This is a genomic window from Embleya sp. NPDC050493, assembly GCF_044458105.1.
In the GTDB taxonomy this organism is placed as follows: domain Bacteria; phylum Actinomycetota; class Actinomycetes; order Streptomycetales; family Streptomycetaceae; genus Embleya.
This window is the reverse complement of sequence record NZ_JBITHP010000004.1, coordinates 481,763-504,555: the sequence shown is the minus strand read 5'-3', so window position 1 is coordinate 504,555 and position 22,793 is coordinate 481,763. Positions and strand designations below refer to the sequence as shown.

The 22,793-nt window shown below is 72.0% G+C and carries 19 protein-coding genes; 9 read left to right on the top strand and 10 right to left on the bottom strand.

The genetic code is table 11. From position 1 onward, the window contains the following. Nucleotides 1-74 precede the first annotated feature (74 nt). The 6 genes from ACIBM5_RS12085 to ACIBM5_RS12060 form a co-directional block, all read right to left on the bottom strand. The gene (locus tag ACIBM5_RS12085) at nucleotides 75-296 is read right to left on the bottom strand and encodes a hypothetical protein (protein WP_396006739.1); all 222 of its coding nucleotides are present in this window, start codon (nucleotides 294-296) and stop codon (nucleotides 75-77) included. After that, nucleotides 293-1,381 carry a glycosyltransferase family 4 protein gene (locus tag ACIBM5_RS12080; protein WP_396006738.1) on the bottom strand — a complete coding sequence of 363 codons (1,089 nt, stop codon included), beginning with the start codon at nucleotides 1,379-1,381 and terminating at the stop codon, nucleotides 293-295. The genes ACIBM5_RS12085 and ACIBM5_RS12080 overlap by 4 nt, the downstream gene beginning before the upstream one ends. After that, the gene (locus tag ACIBM5_RS12075) at nucleotides 1,378-2,649 is read right to left on the bottom strand and encodes a glycosyltransferase family 4 protein (RefSeq protein ID WP_396006737.1); all 1,272 of its coding nucleotides are present in this window, start codon (nucleotides 2,647-2,649) and stop codon (nucleotides 1,378-1,380) included. Before ACIBM5_RS12075 ends, ACIBM5_RS12080 begins: the two co-directional genes overlap by 4 nt. Nucleotides 2,650-2,655: 6 nt before the next feature. Beyond that, nucleotides 2,656-3,876, bottom strand: a complete 1,221-nt coding sequence (locus ACIBM5_RS12070; protein WP_396006736.1) for an ABC transporter ATP-binding protein — start codon at nucleotides 3,874-3,876, stop codon at nucleotides 2,656-2,658. Continuing rightward, nucleotides 3,866-4,987 (bottom strand): ABC transporter permease, encoded by a 1,122-nt coding sequence (locus ACIBM5_RS12065; RefSeq protein WP_391589815.1) that lies wholly within the window; start codon nucleotides 4,985-4,987, stop codon nucleotides 3,866-3,868. The genes ACIBM5_RS12070 and ACIBM5_RS12065 overlap by 11 nt, the downstream gene beginning before the upstream one ends. Nucleotides 4,988-5,109: 122 nt before the next feature. After that, nucleotides 5,110-6,240: a glycosyltransferase gene (locus tag ACIBM5_RS12060; protein ID WP_396006735.1), complete on the bottom strand. Its 1,131-nt coding sequence runs from the start codon at nucleotides 6,238-6,240 to the stop codon at nucleotides 5,110-5,112. Between the two features lie 129 nt (nucleotides 6,241-6,369). Between ACIBM5_RS12060 and ACIBM5_RS12055 the strand changes: the two genes are divergently transcribed. From ACIBM5_RS12055 to ACIBM5_RS12030, 6 genes are all read left to right on the top strand, one after another. Then, nucleotides 6,370-7,566, top strand: coding sequence for a glycosyltransferase (locus ACIBM5_RS12055; protein ID WP_396006734.1), 1,197 nt, complete (start codon nucleotides 6,370-6,372; stop codon nucleotides 7,564-7,566). Nucleotides 7,567-7,713: 147 nt separating this feature from the next. Beyond that, a complete protein-coding gene (locus ACIBM5_RS12050; RefSeq protein WP_396006733.1) occupies nucleotides 7,714-9,642 on the top strand; it encodes an AAA family ATPase in 1,929 nt (642 codons plus the stop codon). Next, the gene (locus ACIBM5_RS12045; protein ID WP_396006732.1) at nucleotides 9,642-10,745 is read left to right on the top strand and encodes a glycosyltransferase; all 1,104 of its coding nucleotides are present in this window, start codon (nucleotides 9,642-9,644) and stop codon (nucleotides 10,743-10,745) included. Before ACIBM5_RS12050 ends, ACIBM5_RS12045 begins: the two co-directional genes overlap by 1 nt. Continuing rightward, nucleotides 10,742-11,827 (top strand): GNAT family N-acetyltransferase, encoded by a 1,086-nt coding sequence (locus ACIBM5_RS12040; protein ID WP_396006730.1) that lies wholly within the window; start codon nucleotides 10,742-10,744, stop codon nucleotides 11,825-11,827. The genes ACIBM5_RS12045 and ACIBM5_RS12040 overlap by 4 nt, the downstream gene beginning before the upstream one ends. A 95-nt stretch (nucleotides 11,828-11,922) precedes the next feature. After that, nucleotides 11,923-13,413: a hypothetical protein gene (locus ACIBM5_RS12035; protein WP_396006729.1), complete on the top strand. Its 1,491-nt coding sequence runs from the start codon at nucleotides 11,923-11,925 to the stop codon at nucleotides 13,411-13,413. A 32-nt stretch (nucleotides 13,414-13,445) separates the two neighbouring features. Next, nucleotides 13,446-14,579 carry a DegT/DnrJ/EryC1/StrS family aminotransferase gene (locus tag ACIBM5_RS12030; RefSeq protein WP_396006728.1) on the top strand — a complete coding sequence of 378 codons (1,134 nt, stop codon included), beginning with the start codon at nucleotides 13,446-13,448 and terminating at the stop codon, nucleotides 14,577-14,579. 364 nt (nucleotides 14,580-14,943) lie between these two features. On the opposite strand, the gene ACIBM5_RS12025 is transcribed toward ACIBM5_RS12030, so the two are convergent. Beyond that, entirely contained in the window at nucleotides 14,944-15,690 is a 747-nt protein-coding gene (locus ACIBM5_RS12025; protein ID WP_396006727.1) for a PIG-L deacetylase family protein, read from the bottom strand. A gap of 85 nt (nucleotides 15,691-15,775) precedes the next feature. Here ACIBM5_RS12025 and ACIBM5_RS12020 point away from each other — a divergent pair, with 85 nt between their 5' ends. The 3 genes from ACIBM5_RS12020 (at nucleotide 15,776) to ACIBM5_RS12010 (ending at nucleotide 19,079) form a co-directional block, all read left to right on the top strand. Continuing rightward, a complete protein-coding gene (locus ACIBM5_RS12020) occupies nucleotides 15,776-17,413 on the top strand; it encodes an ABC-F family ATP-binding cassette domain-containing protein (RefSeq protein ID WP_396006726.1) in 1,638 nt (545 codons plus the stop codon). 91 nt (nucleotides 17,414-17,504) lie between these two features. Continuing rightward, the gene (locus ACIBM5_RS12015) at nucleotides 17,505-18,392 is read left to right on the top strand and encodes a CAP domain-containing protein (protein WP_396006725.1); all 888 of its coding nucleotides are present in this window, start codon (nucleotides 17,505-17,507) and stop codon (nucleotides 18,390-18,392) included. A 195-nt stretch (nucleotides 18,393-18,587) separates the two neighbouring features. Next, nucleotides 18,588-19,079 carry a hypothetical protein gene (locus ACIBM5_RS12010; protein ID WP_396006724.1) on the top strand — a complete coding sequence of 164 codons (492 nt, stop codon included), beginning with the start codon at nucleotides 18,588-18,590 and terminating at the stop codon, nucleotides 19,077-19,079. Nucleotides 19,080-19,304: 225 nt separating this feature from the next. Here the strand turns inward: ACIBM5_RS12010 and fahA are convergent, their stop codons facing one another. From fahA to ACIBM5_RS11995, 3 genes are read right to left on the bottom strand one after another with little or no spacing between them, the layout of a single operon-like run. Then, on the bottom strand, nucleotides 19,305-20,525 hold the full coding sequence (fahA, locus tag ACIBM5_RS12005) for a fumarylacetoacetase (protein ID WP_396006723.1): 1,221 nt from the start codon (nucleotides 20,523-20,525) through the stop codon (nucleotides 19,305-19,307). Between the two features lie 22 nt (nucleotides 20,526-20,547). Next, a complete protein-coding gene (locus tag ACIBM5_RS12000; RefSeq protein WP_396006722.1) occupies nucleotides 20,548-21,420 on the bottom strand; it encodes a hypothetical protein in 873 nt (290 codons plus the stop codon). Further along, nucleotides 21,417-22,619, bottom strand: coding sequence for a homogentisate 1,2-dioxygenase (locus ACIBM5_RS11995; RefSeq protein ID WP_396006721.1), 1,203 nt, complete (start codon nucleotides 22,617-22,619; stop codon nucleotides 21,417-21,419). Before ACIBM5_RS11995 ends, ACIBM5_RS12000 begins: the two co-directional genes overlap by 4 nt. Between the last annotated feature and the right edge of the window lie 174 nt (nucleotides 22,620-22,793).

The window sequence follows — 22,793 nt, the reverse complement described above, 5'->3', positions numbered from 1 at the left end:
GCGAGCGACCGGGGCCTCGTTGGCCGTCGGCCGTGGTCCGGGTGCGGACTCGACCACGGCCGGCGGGTCGGGTGTCAGTCGGTCGGCGGCCGGTCCCAGTGCGGTACTTCGCGGAGCGGGTGCAGCTCGTCGTCGGTCTCGGCGTGCGAGTTCTGCTCGGCCACGTGGGTGCCGAACTCCGCGTGCGGGCACAGCGCCTCCCGAAACGGGGCGTCGGAGGGCGGTTCGGCCGCGTCGGCGGCGGCCGGGTACAGGTCGACGAAGCGTTGGCGCTGTGGGCACGAGACGGAGGTCAACCACCGCTCAGCTCGGTCAGGATGCGCTCGGCGACCGACGGCCACGTCATCGTCGCGCGCAGTTCCGCGCCGCGCGCCAGCGCCCGGGCGCGGAAGTGGGCGTAGTCGGCGCTCAGCCGCGAAAGTGCCTCGGTCAGGGCGTCCACATCCCCCGGCCGCACGGCGATCCCCGCGTCGCCCACGATCCACGGCTGGTTGCCGACCGTGGAGGCCACGCACGGCAGGCCGCGGGTCAGGCCCTCGACCAGGGCGATCCCGAACGCCTCCATGTGTGTGGGGATCACCAGCGCGTCGGCCCGGTCGTACGCGGCGCCCATCGCCGCGTGCGGCACCCGGCCCAGCGCGCGCACGCCGGGCGGCAGCGGGCCGTCGGGCCCGCTGCCGACCAGGGTCAGCGTCCGGCGCGGGTCGCGGGCGTGCAGGCGCGCGAAGGCTTCGAGCAGGGTCGGGCCGCCCTTGAGCTCCCATTGCGTGCCGACGAACAGCAGCCGTGGCGGATCCGCCGCACGTGGGCCGGGATCCGCCGCGGCGGGCGCCACGTTGGTGCCCGCGCCCACCACGTGCACCCGGTCCGCGGCCAGGCCGTACTCGGTGACCAGGACGTCGGCCGTGCTCGGTCCCATCACGAACACCCGGTGTGCGCCCAGCAACAGCCGTCGTTCGCGAGTCAACCAACCCTCGGTGTAGCGGGATCGATGCACGCCGCCGACCGCCGCGCCCTCCAGGCCCACCCGGTCGGTGTACACGCCGTAGCGCACTCCCGCCGGCGGCACCAGGGCCGGCAGCGTCTGCACGATCAGCACCGGGCGGCGCGGGCCGAGCAGTCCGCGGGCCCGCACCCTGCGGTCCAGTGCCGCCGTCCAGGCGTCGGTCTTGGTCCACGGCGTCCCGGGCCCGGCCCGGCGCGCCTCGCGCACGGCCCGCAGCCGTGCGCCGGCCAGGCCCGGCGCACGGGTCAGCGGCATCAGGTCGTGCGCCTCGACCGCCGTGCGGTCCGCCAGCGCCCGGCGCAACGCCGGTACCGACCCGGAGAACGCCCCGACGTGCAGCATGGTCAGGCCGGACCGGCCGGTCGGCTCGGTCATCCGGTCGTGGCCCCGCGCGGACCGCGGGTGCGGGCGCGCAGGGCCTGGCCGCGCTGGCTCGCCTTGAAGCCCACCAGCCGCCCGCCGACCCGGACCGCCTCGCCCACCCGGCCGCGGGCCACCGGCCGCTCCAGGCGGGCCTGTTCGTACCATTCGACCAGCCGGGCGGCCTGGCCCTCCAGCGCGAAGCGCTCGTGCACCAGGTCCAGCGACCACGTGCCGATCCGCTCGCGTTCGGCCCGATCCCGCAGCAGCGCGGAGAGTTGACCGACCAGCGGATCCTGCTCGACGGGCACCCGGCCCGCGCCCAGGCCGTAGAAGCCGAGCGCGTCGAAGTCGCCGATCGTCTCCGGTGTCACCGGTTTGCCGAAGCCCTGCTCGCCGACCACGACGGTGGGCTTGCCGAACGCCATCCCGCGCAGCGCGGAACTGCCCATGCCCACCACCACGTCCGCCAGCGCGTAGGCCGGACGCGGGTCGGCCATCTCTCCGGTCAGCACGATCGCCCGCCGCCCCAGGTCGCCGTTCAAGGCCGCGGCCCGGGCCTGCAGTTCGCGCTCGATCGAGCCGCCGCCGACCATCACCAGGCGCAACCCGGGCAGCTCCGGGGCCAGCCGGGCGACGGCGTCCATGGTGCGTTCCAGGTGCTCCTGCTTGAGGTGCCTGGCCAGCCGCGAGACCACCACCACGGTGGGTGCGGGTTCGAGCAGGCCGTGTTCGGCGGCGAAGGCGTCGACGTCGACGTCCGGCTCGTCGCCGGCTGCCGGCGCGGTGATCGGGTGGTCGATCGCGGTGTCCACCGGCGGCTCCAGCAGGTGCACACGGGCACCCTCCAGGCCGCGCAGTTCGCCGGTCTCCTCGTACAACTCGCCGTAGCCCACGGTCAACGGCACGCCGGTGCGCGGGAAGTACGGCGGCAGGCTGCCCATCGACATGATCGTGCCCAGCACGGGCGTGCCGCGGGGCACGAACGCGCCCAGGAACGCCTCGACCAGCGGCCAGTACTCATAGGTGTGCACGACGTCGATCCGGTGCCGGCGCACCGCCGCGGCGATCGTGCGGGAAACCGCGGGCGAGGGCCGTACGTGTGCCCGCTCGGGCAGCGCGAGCAGTGGCAGCCCGGCCGCGGCCACCCGTTGCCGGAGCGGCCCCTGACGGCCCATCACCCACACTTCGTGGCCGAGATCGCGGACCGCCCGGGCCAGGTCCACGGCGTTGATCGAGCTGCCGCCGAGTTGCATGTCGTGCGGACACACCAGGATGCGCACGGCCGCTCACCCCTCCCAGGTGTGGTCGACGTAGACCGGCGCGGCCAGCACCACCGCGCGCGGCGGGGTGTCCAACTCGGGGCCTGCCACGTCGAACTGCTTCGCGGGATGCCACGTGGTCAGCGGGTGGCCGTCCCGGTCGTAGACCCCGATCCACAGGGCGTATCGCCCGCGCGGCAGCGGCAGGCGGTCCAGGGTGCACCTGACCCGGTTGCCCGATCGGCCGAACTGCACGTCCCGGCGGGTGGTGAAGACCGGGCTCGCGGTGCCCTCGGTGACGCCGATGTGCACGGTGGCGGGTCCGTGGTGGTCGCCGGCGAACTCCGCCTCGACCACCATCGACCGGTTCGTGGTGGGGCCGGCCGTGTCCACACCGCGCACGTCCACGTACGTGGTGCGAATGGCCTCGTCGGTGCGGGTGCGCGCCTCGGTCTCCTCCTCGACGCTGTCCCGATACCCGCGCAGTGCCTGCCGGATCGGGCCGTCGCTGCGGATCTCGCCCTGCTCCAGCCAGATTCCGCGCGTGCAGATCGACTCCACCGACGCGAGGTCGTGCGAGACCAGTACGAGGGTGGTGCCCTGTTCGAGCACCACCCGCATCCGGTCCAGGCACTTCTGCTGGAACAGTGCGTCGCCGACCGCGAGCACCTCGTCGACCAGGAGCACGTCCGGTTCCAGGAAGGCGGCGACCGCGAAGCCGAGGCGCATCTGCATGCCGGAGCTGTACCACTTGACCTGCCGGTCGATCGCGGTGCCCAATTCGGCGAAGTCCACGATGTCGTCGAACCGATTCGCCACCTCGGCCCGCTTGAGGCCTAGCAACGAGCCGTACAGGAACGCGTTCTCACGTCCCGTCAGGTCGGGGTGGATGCCCGCTCTGACCTCGATCAGGGCGCCGACCCGGCCGCGCACCTGAAGTCGGCCGGCGTAGGGGTACATCACCCCGGTGAGCATCTTGAGCAGCGTCGACTTGCCCGACCCGTTGGAGCCGATCAGGCCGACCGACTCGCCGGGGTCGATGTGGATGTCGATGTCGCGCAACGCCCAGCGCCAGTCGGCCTGGTCGCGACCGGACATCTTGCGCGCGATGCGGCCCAGGTTGTCCCGCAGGAGCATGCGCTGACTGTCCGCGCGAAATCGCTTCCACAGGTGTTCGGCCCGGATGGTGCCCAGCGGCAGTGCGCCCGGCTTGGCCGGCGCCTTGATCGTCGTGAGGCTAGGCGACATCGGCGATCCCCGCTTCGAGCTTCTTGAAGATCTTGTATCCGACGATCAGGAGCACGGTCGCCGATCCGGCGGCGGCGCCGGTGAGTTCCCAGTCGGGTTGTTGTCCGTACAGGATCGACCGCCGGTATCCGTCGATCACGGCGGCGAGCGGGTTGAAGATCACGTACGGGAGCAGCCAGTCCTTGGTGATCTGGTCCATGCCGTAGGCGACCGGGGTGGCGAACATGCCCATCTGCATGAGCAGGGGCAGCACGTGGCGGATGTCGCGGAAGTAGACCACCGCCGCGGACAGCACGAGCACGACACCGAGGGTGACCTCGAACTGGATGAGCAGCAGGATCGGCAGCGCCCAACTGGTCGCCGCGGGCGGCGTGGTGTACGCCGCGAAGAGCACGACCAGTACGGAGGAGGCGATCAGCATGTCCACGGTGGCCACGATCACGGTGGCGAACGGGAAGACCTCGCGCGGACAGTAGACCTTGTTCAGCAGCGGCCCGTTGGACACCAGGGACGAGGAGCCCTGGGTCACCGAGGACATGAAGAACGTCCACGGGAGCAACCCGAGGTAGCTGAACAGCGGATAGGGCACGTCGTACTTGTGCGCGGTCTCGCTGAGGTTGCCCACGCGCTGGAAGACGACGGTGAACACCACCATCAGCAACACGGGAGTGATCACCGCCCACGCGAAGCCGAGAACGGCTTGTTTGTAGCGGGCCTTGAGGTCGCGCTCGGCCAGGGTGCGCACGAGTTCGCGCGAATGCCACAGCTCGCGGATGCCCCGGATCAGGCTGGTGCGGCGCTTGAACTTGAGTTCCGGTGGTGGTCCCTTGATCTCGGGGTCGGGTGCCTGTGCTGCGGCGATCCGGCCGGTCCCGCTGCCGACGCCCGCCGTGGGCGCCGCGTGTCGTCCGGTACCGGTGCGACTGTCGATGGTCGGCGTGGTCGCTCCCCCGTGGCCCGTGCTGGGCGCTCCGTTGACGTGTGTTCGGTGGTCGGCGGGTTCGTCGACACTGCCGCCCGGCCGCGCGTGCCGGCCCACCCGGCCGACACCGTCGACCCGGCCCATGCCGTCGCCGGGCATGCCGACGGCACCCCCCACATACTCCCCCACGGACTCCCCCTCCCTGGTTCGACAACAACCTTGGCACATGCGATCTCCCCACGAGTCGCATTCGGCCGTACGGGAATCGGCGCTCCCGCCCTACCGCTTCCCCTCCACCCGGTGCCGGAGCGTCATCGACGTTGCTCGTCGAGCAGCGCGATCCACGCATCCACCACGGTGTCCATCGCGTGCCGTTCCAGACAACGAGCCCTGACCGCACGGCCCATCGAGCCCCGATCGGCCAACACCCGGCGGATCGCGGCGACCAGCGCCCGGGGATCCCCGGCGCCGGGGCCGACGTCGGCGAGCGCGCCGGTGACCCCGTCCACGACCACGTCGCGCACGAAGCCGACATCGGTCGCCGCGGCGGGGATCGCGCACATGCCCGCCTCGACGAGCACGCCCGGGACGCCCTCGCTGGTGCTGGACAACACGAGCACGTCGGCCGCCCGGTACACCGGGCCCGGGTCGGCGAGGTTGCCGGTGAAGACGACCCGGCCCGGTGCCCGCCGTTCGGCAAGAGCCTCCAGGGCCGCCCGTTCGGGCCCCTCCCCGGCCACGAGCAGCCAAGGGTCAGCGGGTTGGGCGCCCGCCGCGCCGGTCCCGGAGTCGGAGCCGGAATCGGCGAGCAGCGCGAACGCCTCGATCGCGAGCGCGACGCGCTTCTCGCCGGCCAACGCGCCGACCACCGCGAGCACCGTCGCCTCCGCGGGCAACCCCAACTCGGCCCGGGCCTTGCCCCGATCGCTCTCGTCCGGCGGCAGGAACCGTTCCGGCCGGCGGCCGTTGGGAATCGACCGCACCCGCTCCGGCGCCAACCGGTGGGTATCCAGCAGGATTTCCCGGCCCATCGGCGACACCGACGCGATCGCCGTCGCGCGGCGCAGCATCATCCCGACCCGGGCCCGGCGCAGCGCGTCGTTCGCCCAGTGCCGCGGATCGCCGATGTTGACGTAGACGAACGGGGTCCGGGCGCCCGCGAGCGCGATCCCGCAGGCGTCCAGTGTGGTCGAACCGTGGGCGATCACCAGGCCCACGCCGCCCGCACGCCGGCGCAGTGCGCGCAGCGTGCGCGGGTGCAGCCGGCCCGGCCCCAGGGTCGGGATGGGCATCTCGCCGGTGCCCGCGAGGGCGACGATCGAGGACGCCCGGCCGCGTTCGCGCAGCGCCACGTCCAGATCGTGGGCGAACGCCTGTGAGCCCCGGCGCCGTGGGTCGGTCACGACGTGCAGGACCGCACGCCGGTCCGTCGGTGTCCCCATGAGGTGACAGGTTGTCACGAATCCCGCCCCGCCGGGGGCGTATCGATGACATGCTCAGCCGTGTGGGGTGGGGGCGCCCTGTGGTCGGCGGCTTGCCGGGGAGATGGCGGGGATGGCAGGGGTGATGCAGTGCACGTGCTCCAGGTGATCGACAGCGTGGATCGGGTCGGTGGGGCCGAGCGGGCGGCGGTGGCGATGGCCCCGCAGTTGATCCGCAGGGGGATCACGCTGGATATCGCGTATCTCTTGGATATGGACGGATTTCAACCGGAGTTGGCCGCGGCCGGCGTGTCGTTGTTCGGCGTGCATCACAGCTCGCGGGCGGGTTCGGTGCGCGGGCTCGCGCGGGTGATCCGCGACCGGCGCCCGGATCTGGTGCACACGACCTTGTACGAGGCGGACATCGCCGGGCGAATCGCCGCCCTGGCGACCGGCGTTCCGGTCGTGTCCAGCCTGGTGAACACCTCCTACGGCGCGGAGATGCGCTCCCAGCCCGGGATTCGTCCGTGGAAGCTGCGGGCCGCCCAGGGCCTGGACGCGGCCAGCGCGCGCGGGGTGCGCCGCTTCCACGCGTTGACCGAGCACGTGGCCGGCGTGATGTCCCGTCGGCTCGGCGTGCGCCGCTCGCGGATCGAGGTGGTGCCGCGCGGACGCGACCGCGAACTGCTGGCCGCCGCGCGGGATCGCCGCGAGCTCACCCGGGCCGCGCTGGGCCTGGGGGCGGACGTCCCGGTCCTGGTCACGGCCGCCCGGCAGGAGTACCAAAAGGGTCTGGACGTGCTGATCACCGCGTTCGCCCGGGTGCGCCGCGAGGTCCCGGACGCGGTGCTGCTGTTGGCCGGACCGGACGGGAGCCGAACCGAGTCGTTGCGCCGGCTGGCCGCCGAAACCGGCGGAATCGGGGATTCCACCGGCGCTGCGGAGCCCGTACGGTTCTTGGGACACCGCGACGACGTGCCCGATCTGATGGGTGCGGCCGATGTGTTCGTGCTGCCTTCGCGCTGGGAGGGGCTGGGCAGCGTGCTGATCGAGGCGATGGGGGTGGGGGCGCCGATCGTCACCAGCGACCTGCCTCCGGTACGCGAGATCACCGGGGCGGGCGACTGTGCGGCGCTGGTGCCGCCGGACTCGCCCGAGGCACTGGCGACGGCGCTGGTCGCGGCCCTGACGGAGCGGGAGAAGACCGCGATGCGCACGGAAGCGGCGTATCGACGTTTCGGCGAGGAGTACACGATCGACAGCGTTTGCGACCGGATGGTCGCGTTCTATGCCCGGGCCGTCGACCCGCGAGCCGGCCGTGACGTGGCGTCAGGTCCGGTGCGGTGACGGCCACGCGAACACACCCGTTCGGATCTCGACGGAATCTCCACACTTCCGGCACAGTCCCGGGCCCGATCGGCACCGCGCGTGCTCTACGTTTGGCCTGCCCCGCGGTCCGCTCGCAGGGCGGCAACTCGAACCGGAGGGGGACCGGTGGAAACCTCTAGCTACTTCTCCGTGCTCCAGCGCCGTTGGCCGCTGGTACTCGCGTGTCTGGCGATCGGACTGCTCGCGGGGTTGATCCTGACCCCATCGGACCCCAAGGGCACAGGCAATCAGTGGACCAGCTCGGTCAACGTGGTGCCGGCGCCGAACTCGGCGAAGGAGTTCAATCTCGCGCCCGTACAACTGATGACGGACGGCGGTGAGGTGGCCCGCCGCGCGGCGAAGCGGCTGAACAACCCGGATCCGGCCGTCCTGGCGAGCAAGGTCACCTCGCAATTGAATCCGGACCTGGGCCTGGTCCAGATCGCGGCCAAGGCGCCCAGCCGCAAGGCGGCCGAGGACCTGGCCACCGCGTGGGCACAGGAGACGGTGGCCGCGTTCGCCGAGTCGCAGCGCAGGACCCGGCAGGGCCAGGCGGACAGCATGACCGCCCAGTTGGACAAGCTGAAGACCGACATCGACGGTCTGGAGAAGAGCACCACCAACGCACCGGTGGGCAAGAAGGCCACGCTCCAGGCGGAGTTCGACGCCAAACGCGGGCAGTACACCACGCTGGTGGGTCAACAGCAGGAGCTGGTCAACCCGCTGAACGACCCCAAGGTCGAGGTGATGGACGGCCTCAAGAGCACGCCGGACTCCACCACGAGCATCCTGGCGCCGACTTCGCGTCCGCTGCGGATCGGCCTGGCGGCGGCACTCGGGCTCGCGCTCGGGTTGATCGCGGCGCTGATGGTGGACCGGATGGACGTACGGCTGCGCGGGCGGATCCAGTTGGAGGACGCGTTCGGTCTGCCGGTGATCGCCGAGGTGCCGCGGGCGACCCGGCGTCAGCGCGCGGGGCATGCGGTGCTGGTCGCCGGCCGGCCGGAGAGCCCGGTCGCGGAGGCGTATCGCACCCTGCGTTCGGCGCTGCTGCTGTCCGGTCCGCCCGGGCTGGCCTATCGGCTCAGCGGCACCGACCCCCGGCAGACCAGGGCCACCGCGATGCCGGTGCGCCGGATCAGCGACCCGGCGCCGGTGATCCTGGTGGTCTCGCCGCGTCCGGGCGACGGACGCACCAGCACGGTGGCCAACCTGGCCGCGGCGCTGGCCGAGGCGGGCCGCTCGGTGCTCGTCCTGGACTGTGACTTCCGCAATCCGGCGACCCACCTCTACCTGGGCGCCAAGCCCGGCAAGGGCATGTCCGAGGCGCTGCTCGCCGAGCGGGAGACCGACCTGCAGGACGTGGTGCGCGGCACGAACATCCCGAACGTGCGGGTGATCACCGCCGGCGCCCCGGCCGCCTACCCGGCCGCACTGCTGCTGCGCGCCGGCGAGGTGGTCCAGCGGGCCCGGCATCACGCGGACGTGGTGCTGGTGGACAGTGCGCCGCTGTTGTACGCGAACGACACCAACGACCTGGTGCAGCACGCGGACGCGATGCTGGTGGTGGCCCGCAGCGGCAACCTGACGGCCGATCAGGCCTCCCGGGTGGGCGAGCTGTTGACTCGTACCGGGGTGCCGATCGCCGGGGTCGTGCTGCTCGGGGTGGACCCGCAACGATCGATGGGCGGCGGTCTCAAGCGCGGGCCCCGCGCCGGCGGCGCGGTGGGCCGGATGAGCTCCACCGCGGGCCTGGTGCTGCGCGGCCGCTCGGCGCACGCGAGCCCGGTCGAGAGCGAGGACACCGAGCGGCCCGCGCCGAGTTGGGCCAAGCGCGGCGAACTCACCGAGAGTGAGCACGAGTCGCCGTCGGACAGCCGGGGTACGCATCGCGCCGATCCGCTCGCCCCGACCGAGGGGCCGAGCGACTCCCCCGGGTTCCGGGTGCAGTCCGCGGCAGAGCGGGCGCTGCACAACGGCGCCGGTGACGGTGCGCACCTGGGGCCGCACTTCGACACGTGGGCCGGCGTCGAACTCGGCTCGGAGGATCGCTGATGGGTGACCGCGTTCGTGTCCTGTGGCTCGCCAAGGGTCTGGGGCGCGGTGGCGCCGAGCAGTTGCTGGTCAACTGCGCGCGGCACCTGGACGGCGAGCGCTACGAGGTCGAGGTCGCCTACGTGCTGCCGTGGAAGGACGCGCTGGTGCCGAACCTGCGCGCCCTGGGCATCACGGTGCACTGCCTGGGCGGCGGCCGCGCCTGGCCGCTGCGGCTGCGCGCGCTGTTGCGGACGCGCGGCTACGGCCTGATCCACACGCACATGCCGGTGCCGGCGGTCGCCGCGCGGGTGCTCTCGCGCGGGGTGCCGATCGTGCACACCGAGCACAACATGTGGCCGCGGTATCGGCGACCCACCCGGATCGCCAACGCCTGGACCTACCGGCGCAACAGCGGGGTGATCGCGGTCTCCGGCGCGGTGGCGGAGAGCATCCGGCCGGCCCGGCTGCGGCCCGGGACCGCGCCGACCGTGATCCACCACGGCCCGGACCTGGGCGACGCCTTCGCCGGCCCGGGCGCGCGGGAGCGGGCCCGGCAGGCGCTGGACCTGGACCAGGACGCGTTCACGGTCGGCACGGTGGCCAACTTCACGCCGAAGAAGGACCAGTTGGGACTGCTCGACGCGCATGCGCTGCTCCGGGCCCGGCATGCGGACGCGGTCCTGGTGCTGATCGGCTCCGGCCCACTGGAAGCGACACTGCGCGAGCGGGCGAGCCGGCCCGACCTCAAGGGCGGGGTGGTCTTCGCCGGTTCGCGCGGCGACGTGCCGGCGCTGTTGTCGGCATTCGACGTGTTCGCGCTGAGTTCGCGGCAGGAGGGGCTGCCGGTCTCGCTGATGGAGGCGATGACCGTCGGCCTGCCGTCGGTGGTGACCGCCGTGGGCGGCATGCCGGAGATCGTCACCGACGGGGTCGAGGGCACGGTGGTGCCGGCCGGTGATCCGGTGGCGTTCGCCGACGCCCTGACCGCGTTCGCCGCCGATCCGGCGCGCCGGCGGGCGTGCGGCGCGGCTGCGGCCGAGCGCTCGGACGAGTTCGATGTCGCGGGTGCGCAACGCCGGATCGAGGACGTGTACGCGCGAGTACTGGAGGGATCGCGGTGAGTGGACCGGAGGCAGGCGGTTCGCCGTTCACCGTCCGCGAGTTGGGCAAGCACGACGAGCCCCGGGTGTTGGCGCTGCTCGGCGACGCCCTGTCGGGCGGGCCGACCGGCGAACGCACCTCGGAGTTCTTCCGGTGGAAGCATCGGGACAACCCGTTCGGCGCCAGCCCGGGCCTGGTCGCCGAGGCGGACGGCCGGGTGGTCGCGGTACGGCTGTTCCTGCGCTGGGAGTTCGTGCTCGGCGGCGAGGTGATCCGGGCGGTGCGCGCGGTGGACACCGCGACCCATCCGGACGTCCAGGGCCGCGGCCTGTTCCGCCGGTTGACCACCGACCTGCTGGAGCGGATCGAGGCGGACACCTCGCTGGTGTTCAACACGCCGAACGGCAACAGCCTGCCGGGCTATCTGAAGATGGGCTGGCACGAGGTCGGGAAGGTGCCGGTGTCGCTGCACCCGATCCGACCGATCGCGTTCGCGCGCGGACTCAAGGAGTTGCGTGCCACCGGCGACCTGTCCGGCACCTCGCAGTCCTGGAACTCGATCGACCCGGCGGCGCGTTGCCGCTTTCCGACGGCACGTCAGTTCTTTTCCGATCCCAAGGCCGCGGTGGGCTTCGACGAGTTGGTCGCCGAGGCGGACGCGGGCGATGCGGCGATCGGGCACGACAAGCTGCGCACCGCGCTCACCGGCGACTTCCTGCGCTGGCGCTACGGCGACGCGCCGGGCCTGGACTACCGGGTGGTCGCCTCGTACAAGAACGGTGAGTTGACCGGCGTGGTGTTCGGCCGCCCGCGGCTGCGCGGTCCGCTGGTCGAATTCACGCTGTCCCAGATGGTGGTACGCCCCGGCGACCGGGACACCGCACGCAAGTTGTTCTCCGGGGTGGCCATGTCCGGCTGCGACCACGTCGCCACGCATCTGGCGCGCGGCTCCGAGGCGGCGCGGGCGGCTCGCTACGCGGGATACGCCACACCTCCGCGCACCGGCATGCTGCTGGTCGCGCGGACCGTGCACCCGCATCCGATCGACGTCCACGACCTGCGCTCGTGGCAGCTCTCCCTGGGGGACTTGGAGGTCTTCTAGCCATTCGGCGGGCCGCCGCCGGACCGGTTCCGACCCGGCACCCGCCGCCGCCCGCCCGACGCCGCACAGGTACGTCGTCCCCGCAAGGAGCTCCGTTGTCGTCCCGTCTTGCGCCGTACGCCCGGTGGGTGCCTCCGTCGCGACTGCCGTGGGGTTCCCTGCTCGCGCTCACCGCGGTGGGCTGCTACGTCTCGGTGTTCGCGTGGGCGATGGAGTATCGCCCGTACGACACGTGGGGCGCGCTGATCGTCTTCCCGCTGCTGCTGACCATCAGCGTGCCGCTGTTGTCCCGGTTCTCCCGCGACGAGCCGCCGTGGGTGCGCCGGTTGGTGATCGGCGCCCTGGTGGCCAAGCTGCTCGCCTGCTTCGCCCGGTACTGGATGTCCTTCGTGCTCTACGAGGGCCGAGCCGATGCGGCCACCTACGACCTGGTCGGGCGGGCCATCGCGCCGCACTTCCGGGACGGCGACTTCACCGTGGACATCGGCCGCAAGGTGATCGGCACCGGCTTCATCATGATCGTCACCGGGATCGTGTACGCGATCGTCGGGCAGTCGCTGCTGGCCGGCTACCTGGTCTATTCGTGGCTGGGGTTCTGGGGCCTGTACCTGTTCTGGCGCGCGTTCAACGTGGCCTATCCGGACGGCGACCGGCGCCGCTACGGCAAGTTGCTGTTCTTCCTGCCGTCGCTCCTGTTCTGGCCGTCCGGGATCGGCAAGGACACCTGGATGATGTTCACGCTGGGCATGGCCGCCTACGGCGTGGCGCTGCTCCTGGTGCGCCGGCGCGGCGCGTTCGTGTTCCTGATCCTGGGCGCGGTGGGCACCACGATGGTGCGCCCGCATGTCACGGTGCTGCTGCTGTGCGGGCTGTGTGTCGGCTACCTGCTGCGCAACCGGCCGCAACAGGCTTCCGCGCTGGGCCCGTTGCGGGCCGGGTTCGGGATCCTGGTGCTCGGCGTGGGCTGCGTACTCGCGCTCCAGCAGGTCGGCACCTTCTTCGGGACACCGGGCATCGGGGCCGCGCAGGCCAATCAGGTGATCGCCAAGACCCAGACGCAGACCGCGCAGGGCGGTTCGGCGCAGGCGGTGGACGACTCGGCGGCGCTGTCCATCTCGCCGGCCGCGCTGCCGCAGTCGCTGGTGACCGTGCTCTTCCGGCCGTTCCCGTTCGAGGCGCACAACATCCAGGCCCTGGTGGCGTCGCTGGAAGGCGTGGTGCTGATGGGACTGTTCGTGGTCGCGCTGCCCCGGTTGAAACGCATCCCGGGTCTGCTGATCCGAAGACCCTACGTGGCCTTCGTGATCGTCTACACGCTGGTGTTCGCGCTCGCGTTCGCCAACATCCGCAACTTCGGCATCCTCACCCGCGAACGGGTCCAGGTGTTCCCGTTCGTGCTGGTGTTGCTCGCGGTGTCGAAGCCGGATCGCACCGATACCGACAAGGGCGGGAGTTCGGAACGCAGGCGACGGCGCACGGTGGGGCGGCCCTCGCCGGCCACCGCGGCCGATGCCATGAGTGGGGAAGCAAGTTCGACCAGTCCGGGGTATCCCGGTGGATCCAGGGGGGATGGGGTATGGCGGTGACCGGCAAGCCGGCAGTACTCGGTGGAGATGCGATGTTCGCGGAGGGGCTGCCGCTGACCCGCGTGCAGGTGCCCGAGCGAGAGGAGTTGACCCGGCGGCTGGACGCGATCCTGACCAGCGGTCAGCTGACCGACGGGTCCACGGTGCGCGAGTTGGAGGAGGCCGCGGCGGCGCAGCTGGAAGTGCCGTACGTGGTGGCGGTGTCGAACTGCACGAGCGGGCTGATGCTCACGCTTCAGGCGCTGGGGGTGAGCGGTTCGGTGGCGATGCCGGGATTCACCTTCTCGGCCACCGCGCACGCGGCGCACTGGGCGGGGGCGACCCCGGTGTTCGCCGAGGTGGATCCGGACAGCCTGACCCTGGACCCGACCGACGCGGCGGCGCTGCTGGCCGAGTCGGGCGCGTCCGCGTTGATGGCCACGCACGTGTACGGAACGCCGTGCCGGGTCGAGGAGTTGGCGAAGGTCGCGGCCGACGCGAACGTACCGATCGTCTACGACGCGGCACACGCGCTGGGCAGCCGGCGCGCGGGCACGCCGATCGGCGGCTTCGGCACGGCGGAGGTGTTCTCGCTGAGTCCGACGAAGGTGGTGATCGCGGGCGAGGGCGGGTTGATCGCCACCCGCGACGAGGGGCTGGCGCAGGCCTGCCGGCTGGGCCGCGGATACGGCAATCCGGGCGACTACGACTGCCTGTTCCCGGGGCTGAACGCGCGGATGTCCGAGCTGCACGCGGCGTTGGCACTGGTCTCGCTCCGGGGCCTGCCGGAGCGGGTGGCCACCCGCTCGCACCTGGTGGGGGTGTTCGCGGACGCGGTGCGCGAGGTGCCGGGGCTGCGGCTGCCGGCGCTCGCCGAGGGCGACGTGTCCACCTGGAAGGACATGACCCTGATCGTCGACCCGGACGCCTTCGGGCTGGACGCACCGACACTGGCCCGGGCGCTGAAGGCGGACGGGATCGACTCGCGCCGCTACTTCCACCCGCCGGTGAACCGCCAGAAGGCGTACGCGCACCTGCCTTCGCGGCCGTTGCCGATCACCGACGACGTGTCGTCGCGGGTGTTGACGCTGCCGCTGTGGTCGCACATGGACGAGCCCACGGTTCGCCGCGTCGCGGACGCGGTGATCCGCCTGCATGCGCACGCCGGCGAGGTACGGATGGCCTAAGCGCCGCGGGGCCGGGCTGACGGACGTTCGCCCGGCCGGGCCCAGGCGAGTCGGTCCGGCCGAGCCGTAGGGTGCCGGTCCGGCCGGGCGGACGAGTACCGCTTCGGCCCGGCCGTTCCACATGCGTCCGGTCGGGCTGAATTCGGCCCGGCCGGGCCGGCGCGTGCGAGGCGCGGCGCGGCGCGGCCGGCCGGTGAACTTCGTCGCGGTGGACTACGCCACGATCGGCGACGCGGCGGGGGCGGTAAAGGTTGCTCGACGCCACCCGCCGCGAATCGGGCCGAGCCGCGGTGGCACCCGGCCCCGGCTGGGGCACCGCCTGTGCATCAGCCGCACAGCGCAGGGAGCACTCGTCGGCTGATCGTCATGCCATCGGAAAGACTTCGAACGAGGCCGCGAACCGGGTGCCCAGGAGCGCTCCGGCCGCCCGGCCCATGCCCTCCAGGAACTCCCCCGCGTTCGCCATCTGCCCCTGGCCCAGCCCGGCCAGGTAGGCCGCGTGCGCCTCCAGCGAGGCGACGCCGAGGGCGAAGTCCTCGGTGGTGTCCACCGCGTGCCGTGCCTGCGGCGAACCTGCCGCCCACACCGCACGCGCCCCGCCCCACGGCTCGTGCCCCTCGGCGAGCAGCTCGCGGAACACCCAGCGGTTGCCCGCGTCGCGCACCGCGTCCACGACCGCCCGGCCGACCGCGATGTGATCGGCCTGGTTGAGCATGACCCCGCCCCAGGTGTCGCGGAAGTTGCCGGTGATCACGATCTCGGGCCGGTGCCGGCGAACCACGCGGGACAGGTCACGGCGCAGCGGCAGGCCGTATTCGAGCACGCCGTCCGGGTAACCGAGGAACTCGACCGTGTCCACGCCGACGATCCGCGCCGACTCGATCTGTTCCGCCTCGCGCAGCGGGCGACACTCGTCCGGATCGAGTCCGTCGATGCCGGCTTCGCCGCTGGTGACCATGACGTACGTGATGTGCTTGCCCTGCCGGGTCCAGCGCGCGATCGCGGCGGCGGCGCCGTATTCGAGGTCGTCCGGGTGCGCCACGATGGCGACGGCGCGCTCCCAGTCCTCGGGCAGCGCCTCGTACGGTTCGGGCCGGGGTTCGGTGGTCATCGCTTGGTCCTTCCCAGGTGGCCGCACGGGCCGGTGCCACGCGGACGTGGTCATCCTGCCGGCGGCCGATAGGATTCGTATCCTCATGAGCGCCACAGTCGTCGTCAAAGACCTTGCTGCCGGACACGGTGACCGTGTCCTGTTCTCCGGATTGGACCTGGTGATCGCCCCGGGCGATGTGGTGGGCCTGGTCGGGGTGAACGGCGCGGGCAAGTCCACCCTGTTGCGGCTCCTCGCCGGCCTGGCCGAGCCGGAGGCGGGGTCCATCCAACTGAGCCCGCCGACCGCGTCGGTGGGCCATCTGCCGCAGGAGCCGGAGCGGCGGCCGGGCGAGACGGTCCGGACGTTCCTGGCCCGACGTACCGGCGTGGCCGCCGCGCAGGCCGCGCTCGACACCGCGACCGAGGGCCTGGTCGAGGGCCGTGCGGGCGCCGACGACGAGTACAGCCTCGCCCTGGATCGTTGGCTGGACCTGGGCGGCGCGGACCTGGAGGAGCGGGCCGAGGAGGTCGCCGCCGATCTGGGCCTGGCCGTGGACCTGGATCGTGAGATGACCGCGCTGTCGGGTGGTCAAGCCGCCCGCGCGGGTCTGATGTCGCTGCTGCTGAGCCGGTACGACGTGTTCCTGCTCGACGAGCCGACCAACGACCTGGACCTGGACGGTCTGGACCGGTTGGAGAAGTTCGTCACCGGGTTGCGTGCGGGCACCGTGGTGATCAGCCACGACCGCGAGTTCCTGGCCCGCACGGTGGACCGGGTGGTCGAGCTGGATCTGGTCCAGCAGCAGATCCGCAGCTACGGCGGCGGCTACGACGCGTATCTGACCGAGCGCGAGGTGGCCCGCCGGCATGCGCGCGAGGAGTTCGACGAGTACGCCGACAAACGCGGCGACCTGGAGGCCCGGGCCCGGATGCAGCGCGGGTGGATGGACAAGGGCACCCGCAACGCGCGCCGCAAGTCCACCGACAACGACAAGATCAGCCGCAAGACCCGATCCGAGGCGAGCGAGAAGCAGGCGTCCAAGGCGCGGCAGACCGAGCGGATGATCGAGCGCCTGGATGTGGTCGAGGAGCCGCGCAAGGAGTGGGAGCTGCGGATGGAGATCGCCGCGGCCCCGCGCGCGGGCGCGGTGGTGGCCACGCTGAACGGGGCGTTGGTCGAGCGCGGCGGCTTCACGCTGGGTCCGGTGACGCTGCAGATCGACTGGGCGGACCGGGTCGCGATCACCGGCGCGAACGGCGCGGGCAAGTCCACGCTGCTCGCGGCGCTGCTCGGGCGGGTCGAGTTGACGGCCGGTCACGGCGCGCTGGGCTCGGGTGTCGTGGTCGGCGAGGTGGACCAGGCGCGTGGGCTGTTCCTGGGCGACCGGCCGCTGCTGGACGCGTTCTGCGCGGTGGTGCCGGACCTGCTTCCGGCCGATGTGCGCACGCTGCTGGCCAAGTTCGGGCTCAAGGCGGCGCACGTGCTGCGCCCGGCGGCGACGCTGTCCCCGGGTGAGCGCACTCGTGCGGCGCTGGCGCTGCTCCAGGCCGAGGGGGTCAACCTGCTGGTTCTGGACGAGCCGACGAACCACCTGGACCTGCCCGCGATCGAGCAGTTGGAGTCCGCGCTGGAGTCCTACGAGGGCACGCTGCTCCTGGTCACGCACGACCGGCGGATGCTGGACGCGGTGCGCACCACCCGACGGATCGCAGTCGCGGACGGCCGGGTCACCGAGCTCTGATCCGGGTCGTGGCCGGCGGGGGTCGCCGGGTCCGATCCGGGTCGTGGACCGCCGGGCCACCGGGTCTGATCCGTCGTTAGAATCCGAGGTCATGAACGAACTGCCCCCGGGTGCGAACCAATCCCTGCCGGGCGGCGTGGTCCGCGTACGCGTGCCCGGTCCGTTCGACATCTCCGCGTTGATCACGGGTGAGGATCGACAGGTGTCCGGCGACGCGGACTTCGTCTTCTTCAACCAGCTCTCCGCGCCCGGGGTGCGCCTGGGCGGGGACACCGTCACGGTGGACCCGAGCGGCCTGCGGGCGGGCGCCGTGCGGGTGACGGTGGTGGTCAGCCCCGCGGACACCACGCACACCCTGGGCGAGTTGCCGCCGCCGGCGATGACGCTCACCGGTGCGGGCGGCACGCTGTTGGCACGGTTCACCCCGCCTCGGCCGCGTACCGAGACGGTGCTGTTGTTGGCGGAGATCTACCGGCGCGGCGCGGGCTGGAAGGTGCGCGCACTGGGTCAGGGGTACGCGGACGGGCTGGCCGGGATCGCTCGGGACTTCGGCGTCGAGGTCGAGGAGGAGACGCAAACCCCGTCGGGGCTCACCGAGTTCCAGCGCGGGGTGGTCGAGCTGACCAATGCCGAACGGGCCCGGCACGGTCTGGGCCCGCTCGCCCCGCAGCCACAACTGACGGCGTGTGCACAGGCATTCAGTGCGGACATGATCAACCGGGCGTTCTTCTCGCACACCGATCCGGACGGCCGCGAGCCGTGGGACCGGGCGATCGCGGCGGGCTACCTGTACAGCCGGATAGGCGAGAACATCGCCTGCGGCCAGCAGAGCCCGGCCGAGGTCGTCCAGGGCTGGATGGACTCTCCCGGTCATCGCAGGAACATCCTCACTCCGGAGTTCACCGAGATCGGTGTCGGGTATGTCACCGGCGGTACCTACGGCACCTCGTGGACCCAGGTCTTCGGCACCCCGCGCTGACGCGCCGGAGCCGGTGTCGGCGGCGGCTCGATTGACCCGAACGGGTACAAAGGCGAAGCCGGTGCCGGCGGCGACCGGAACGTTGTCGTTCGGGTACGGGCACCGGGTCGCCCACGGGTGCCGAACCGGCAACCGGGTGCGAGGGGCCCCGATGAGGGTGCGCCATACTCGGTTGTTCGAGGCGAGGGAGATCACGTGCAGCTTGAGTTGGATCCGCCTTACGGCGTAGGGCCGATCAAGATCGGCATGTCCATGGACGAGGCAGAGGCGGCTCTGCGCGAACTCGGAGGAGATCTGTCGGGACGCACTCGTGGGTTCGCCCACTTCGGTGCGGACCTCTCGATTCATGTGGTGAGCGACAAGGACGGACTGGTCGAGGCGATCGAGGTGCACCGGTCCGAGGACGACTTCGCGGACACGGTGTTGTGTCTGGGCGTCGACGTCTTCGGCACGCCCGCCGTCGATGTCACCCGACTGCTCGGCGAACTGACACCCGTGCGGGTGGAGACCGAGGGCGCGTCGCTGGTGGCCCCGGAGCTGCTGGTGGCCCTGTGGCAGCCGTTCGTGCCCGGCCACGGCAACAACAACGGCGTGGTCGGTGAGGGCCTGTACTTCCGCACCGCGCTGGTGGCAAGCCCCGGCTATTACGACAAAAGCGGCCAACACCGGGCGATCCGGACCGGATGACTCGCGGCGCATGACCGGGACGAGGGTCCGCACCGGGTGGCTCGGCCGCCCCTGCGGACGCTCGTGGCCGGCATCGACGGCGAACCGCGGCCGGACGGCCGGGAGCTCACGGCAGAGCCGCACGAGGCCGCCGTGGCCCCCGGTACGGGCCGCCGCGAGCACCTCGTGGAATGCCCGCACACAGCGAAATGCCGGCTCCCGCAAGTTGCGGGAGCCGGCATCGAGTCAGCGCGCCGTCAGGATGCGCCCGCTTACCTCGCCGAATCCGATACGAGTGCCGTTCGGGCCGGGAGCGGTAGCGGTGATCGTGACCTCGTCGCCGTCCTCCAGATAGGTCCGGGTGGACCCGTCCGGGAGCTTGAGGGGGTTCTCGCCGTTCCAGGTGATCTCGATCAGCGCGCCGCGCTGATCCGCCTCGGGGCCGCTGACCGTGCCGGAGGCGAACAGGTCGCCCGGGCGCAGCGCCGCGCCGTTGACGGTCATGTGCGCGAGCTGCTGCGCGGCCGTCCAGTACATCGCCGCGAACGGCGGCCGGGAGATCAGGTGACCGTTGAGCCGGACCTCCAGGGCCAGGTCCAGGCCCCACGGCTCGCCGGCGCGGTCGTCCAGGTAGGGCAGTGGCTCGACGTCGCGCGCGGGGGGTGCCACGCGCGCGACGCCGAGTGCTTCGAGGGGCACGACCCACGGCGACACCGACGTGGCGAAGGACTTGCCCAGGAACGGGCCGAGCGGGACGTACTCCCAGGCCTGGATGTCGCGGGCGGACCAGTCGTTGAGCAGGCACACCCCGAAGACGTGTTCGGCGAAGTCGCCCAGGCCGACCGGGGTGCCGAGTTCGGAGCCGGTGCCGACCACGAAGCCGACCTCGGCCTCGATGTCCAGTCGGCGGGTGGGCCCGAACGAGGGCGCCGCGTCGGTGGGCGCCTTGCGCTGCCCGCTGGGCCGCACGATCGGCGTGTGCGAGACGACCACGGTGCCGGCCCGGCCGTGGTAGCCGATGGGCAGGTGCTTCCAGTTCGGCGTCAGCGGCTCGGAGCCGGGCCGGAAGATCTTGCCGAGGTTGGTCGCGTGGTGCTCGGAGGCGTAGAAGTCGACGTAGTCCGCGACCTCGAACGGCAGCCGGAGCACCACCTCCTGACGCGGAATCAGATGCGGTTCGACGCTCGCCCGCAGGTCGGTGTCGGTCAGCCAGGTGGTGAGCGAGGCACGCACCGCGCTCCAGGTCGCCCGGCCGGCCGCCATCAGCTCGGTCAGGCTCGGCGCGTCCAGCACGTCGGCCGGCGCGCCCACCGCGTGTGCCGCCGCGCCGGCGTCCAGCACGAAGTCGCCGATCGCCACACCCACGCGCGGCCGATCCGGTTCGCGGTCGGTGGTGAACACGCCGTACGGCAGGTTGTCGATGCCGTACACCGTGTCGGTCGGCAGCGGGACCCAGGTGGTGGGCATGGCGTGGGGCTCCTCGATCGGATCAGTCGCGGTGATGTGGAGGCTCGCCGAGCAGACCCAGCGTGAGCGCGTCCTGGAGCGGCTCGGCGACGCTACAGGTGCCGTACGAGGTCAGGTAGCCGCGCAGGCGGGTGCGCTCGGTCAGGGTCAGCCGGTGCGCCATCCGGGTGAGTTCGGCGCTGTCGCGGATGGCGAGCACGTCCGCGAGCACGTCGGTTTCGGCGCCGGCGACGGCGTGGTGGGTGGCGAGCAACAGGTTGAGGTAACCGTGGTGCTCGAAACCCGTGGTCGGGTCGGTGTGCCGCACGGCGTTGTGCAGCCCGGCCGTGACCTTGAACGGCAGTTCGCGGATCCGGCACGCGTGCACGAACGCGGCCAGCTCGGCCTCGTCCGGGAACGCGTGCGCGGCGGTACCGCCGGTGCGGAACTTGGGCCGCCCGTACGTGCCGGCGAGATTGTCCAGGTCTGCGTCGAGGCCCGCGCCTTTGAGGACCTCGACGTAGCCCGCCGTCATCTCCGGCAGGTGTTCGTGCAGCGCCGCGACCGCCTTGCCGATCTCGCCGTCGCCGGCGACCTCGATGCCCTCCAGGATCAACCCGGGGGTGCTCAGGATGGTGCGTACGGCGGGCCCCACCGTGGCGGGGCCGCCGGGGGCCACGAGCACGATCCGCAGCGGTGCGTCGGGATCGGCGAGGTCGAGCAGGTCGGGCACGTGCGCCGCGCCGACCAGGAAGTTGCGCACGAACGGTGCGAACCACTCGGTGCGGTACAGCCGGTGGGCCGGCACCGCCTCGGCCATCGGGGCGTTGCCGGGCGGGAACAGCGCCGCGTCGTCCCACAGTCCGGTGAACAGGGCCTGGTGCAGGGTCTCGGGGGCGTCGGTGGGTGCGCTCATGGTCCAGGCGCCTTCCCGGCCCAGGTCCACGCGTAACCCGGATCCTCGCTCGCGATGCCGCCCTCGCCGACGCCCAGCGGCCGGAAGGTGTCCACCATGACCGCGAGCTCGTCGAAGAACTCGATGCCGATGCTGCGCTCGTAGGCGCCGGGCTGCGGCCCGTGCGAATGCCCGCCCGGGTGCAGTGAGATCGAGCCCTGGCCGATCCCGGACCCCTTGCGGGCCTCGTAGTTGCCGCCGCAGTAGAACATGACCTCGTCCGAGTCCACGTTGGAGTGGTAGTACGGCACCGGGATCGACAGCGGGTGGTAATCCACCTTGCGCGGCACGAAGTTGCAGATCACGAAGCCTTGGCCCTCGAACACCTGGTGTGCGGGCGGCGGCTGGTGGATCCGGCCGGTGATCGGCTCGAAGTCGGAGATGTTGAACACGTACGGGTACAGGCAGCCGTCCCAGCCGACCACGTCGAACGGGTGGGTGGGGTACACGTAGCGGGTGCCGGCGATCTCGCCGCCCAGGCCGCGGTGCTTGACCAGCACCTCGACGTCGGTGCCCTCGGCCAACAGCGGCTGGACCGGCCCGCACAGGTCGCGCTCGCAGAACGGCGCGTGTTCGAGCAGTTGGCCGAACCGGGACAGGTAGCGCTTGGCCGGCGCGATGTGCGAGTTGGCCTCGATGCAGTACGCGCGCAGCGGTTCCTCGGTGCCGGGCACCCACCGGTGGGTGGTGGCGCGCGGCAGGATCACGTAGTCGCCGGCGCCGACGGTGAGCGCGCCGAAGACGGTCTCCACCGTGCCGGAGCCGGACTCGATGTACACGCACTCGTCGCCGAGCGCGTTGCGGTAGAGCGGGGAGGGGCTGCCCGCGACCACGTAGGAGATCCGTACGTCGCCGTTGCCCAGCACCAGCCGGCGGCCGGTGACCGCGTCGACCGCCTTCCACTCGTTGTCCGCGAACAACTCGTGCAGCCTGAGGTGGCGCGGCTTGAGCGGGTGGTTGGCGACGATGCTCTGGTCGGGGACCTCCCACACGCTCGCGTCGGCGATGGCCGACGGGATGGCGCGGTGATAGAGCAGCGAGGAGTCGGAGGAGAAGCCCTCCTCCCCCATCAGCTCCTCGTAGTACAGGCCGCCGTCCGGGCGGCGGTGCTGGGTATGCCGCTTCGGCGGCACCTCGCCCACGCTGCGGTAGTACGCCATGACTGCCCGACTCCTCCGTCCGCTCCCGGTGCCCTGCCGGCCCGACTCCCGTGGGGGGGGCGCGGGGGGGGGGGGGGGGGGGGCCGGGGCGGGGGGGGGGGGGGGGGGGACGGACTGATAGGGGGACTCGCCCCCCCCCTCCCCCACCACGACGAACACCAAGCCCCAAAAATA

What these genes read in the sequence shown, in the direction of transcription:
- ACIBM5_RS12080 (WP_396006738.1), bottom strand. Translation starts at nt 1,381, where the DNA reads ATGACCGAGCCGACCGGCCGGTCCGGCCTGACCATGCTGCACGTCGGG.
- ACIBM5_RS12070 (WP_396006736.1), bottom strand. Translation starts at nt 3,876, where the DNA reads ATGTCGCCTAGCCTCACGACGATCAAGGCGCCGGCCAAGCCGGGCGCA.
- ACIBM5_RS12060 (WP_396006735.1), bottom strand. Translation starts at nt 6,240, where the DNA reads ATGGGGACACCGACGGACCGGCGTGCGGTCCTGCACGTCGTGACCGAC.
- ACIBM5_RS12045 (WP_396006732.1), top strand. Translation starts at nt 9,642, where the DNA reads ATGGGTGACCGCGTTCGTGTCCTGTGGCTCGCCAAGGGTCTGGGGCGC.
- ACIBM5_RS12030 (WP_396006728.1), top strand. Translation starts at nt 13,446, where the DNA reads ATGTTCGCGGAGGGGCTGCCGCTGACCCGCGTGCAGGTGCCCGAGCGA.
- ACIBM5_RS12025 (WP_396006727.1), bottom strand. Translation starts at nt 15,690, where the DNA reads ATGACCACCGAACCCCGGCCCGAACCGTACGAGGCGCTGCCCGAGGAC.
- ACIBM5_RS12020 (WP_396006726.1), top strand. Translation starts at nt 15,776, where the DNA reads ATGAGCGCCACAGTCGTCGTCAAAGACCTTGCTGCCGGACACGGTGAC.
- ACIBM5_RS12015 (WP_396006725.1), top strand. Translation starts at nt 17,505, where the DNA reads ATGAACGAACTGCCCCCGGGTGCGAACCAATCCCTGCCGGGCGGCGTG.
- fahA (WP_396006723.1), bottom strand. Translation starts at nt 20,525, where the DNA reads ATGCCCACCACCTGGGTCCCGCTGCCGACCGACACGGTGTACGGCATC.
- ACIBM5_RS12000 (WP_396006722.1), bottom strand. Translation starts at nt 21,420, where the DNA reads ATGAGCGCACCCACCGACGCCCCCGAGACCCTGCACCAGGCCCTGTTC.
- ACIBM5_RS11995 (WP_396006721.1), bottom strand. Translation starts at nt 22,619, where the DNA reads ATGGCGTACTACCGCAGCGTGGGCGAGGTGCCGCCGAAGCGGCATACC.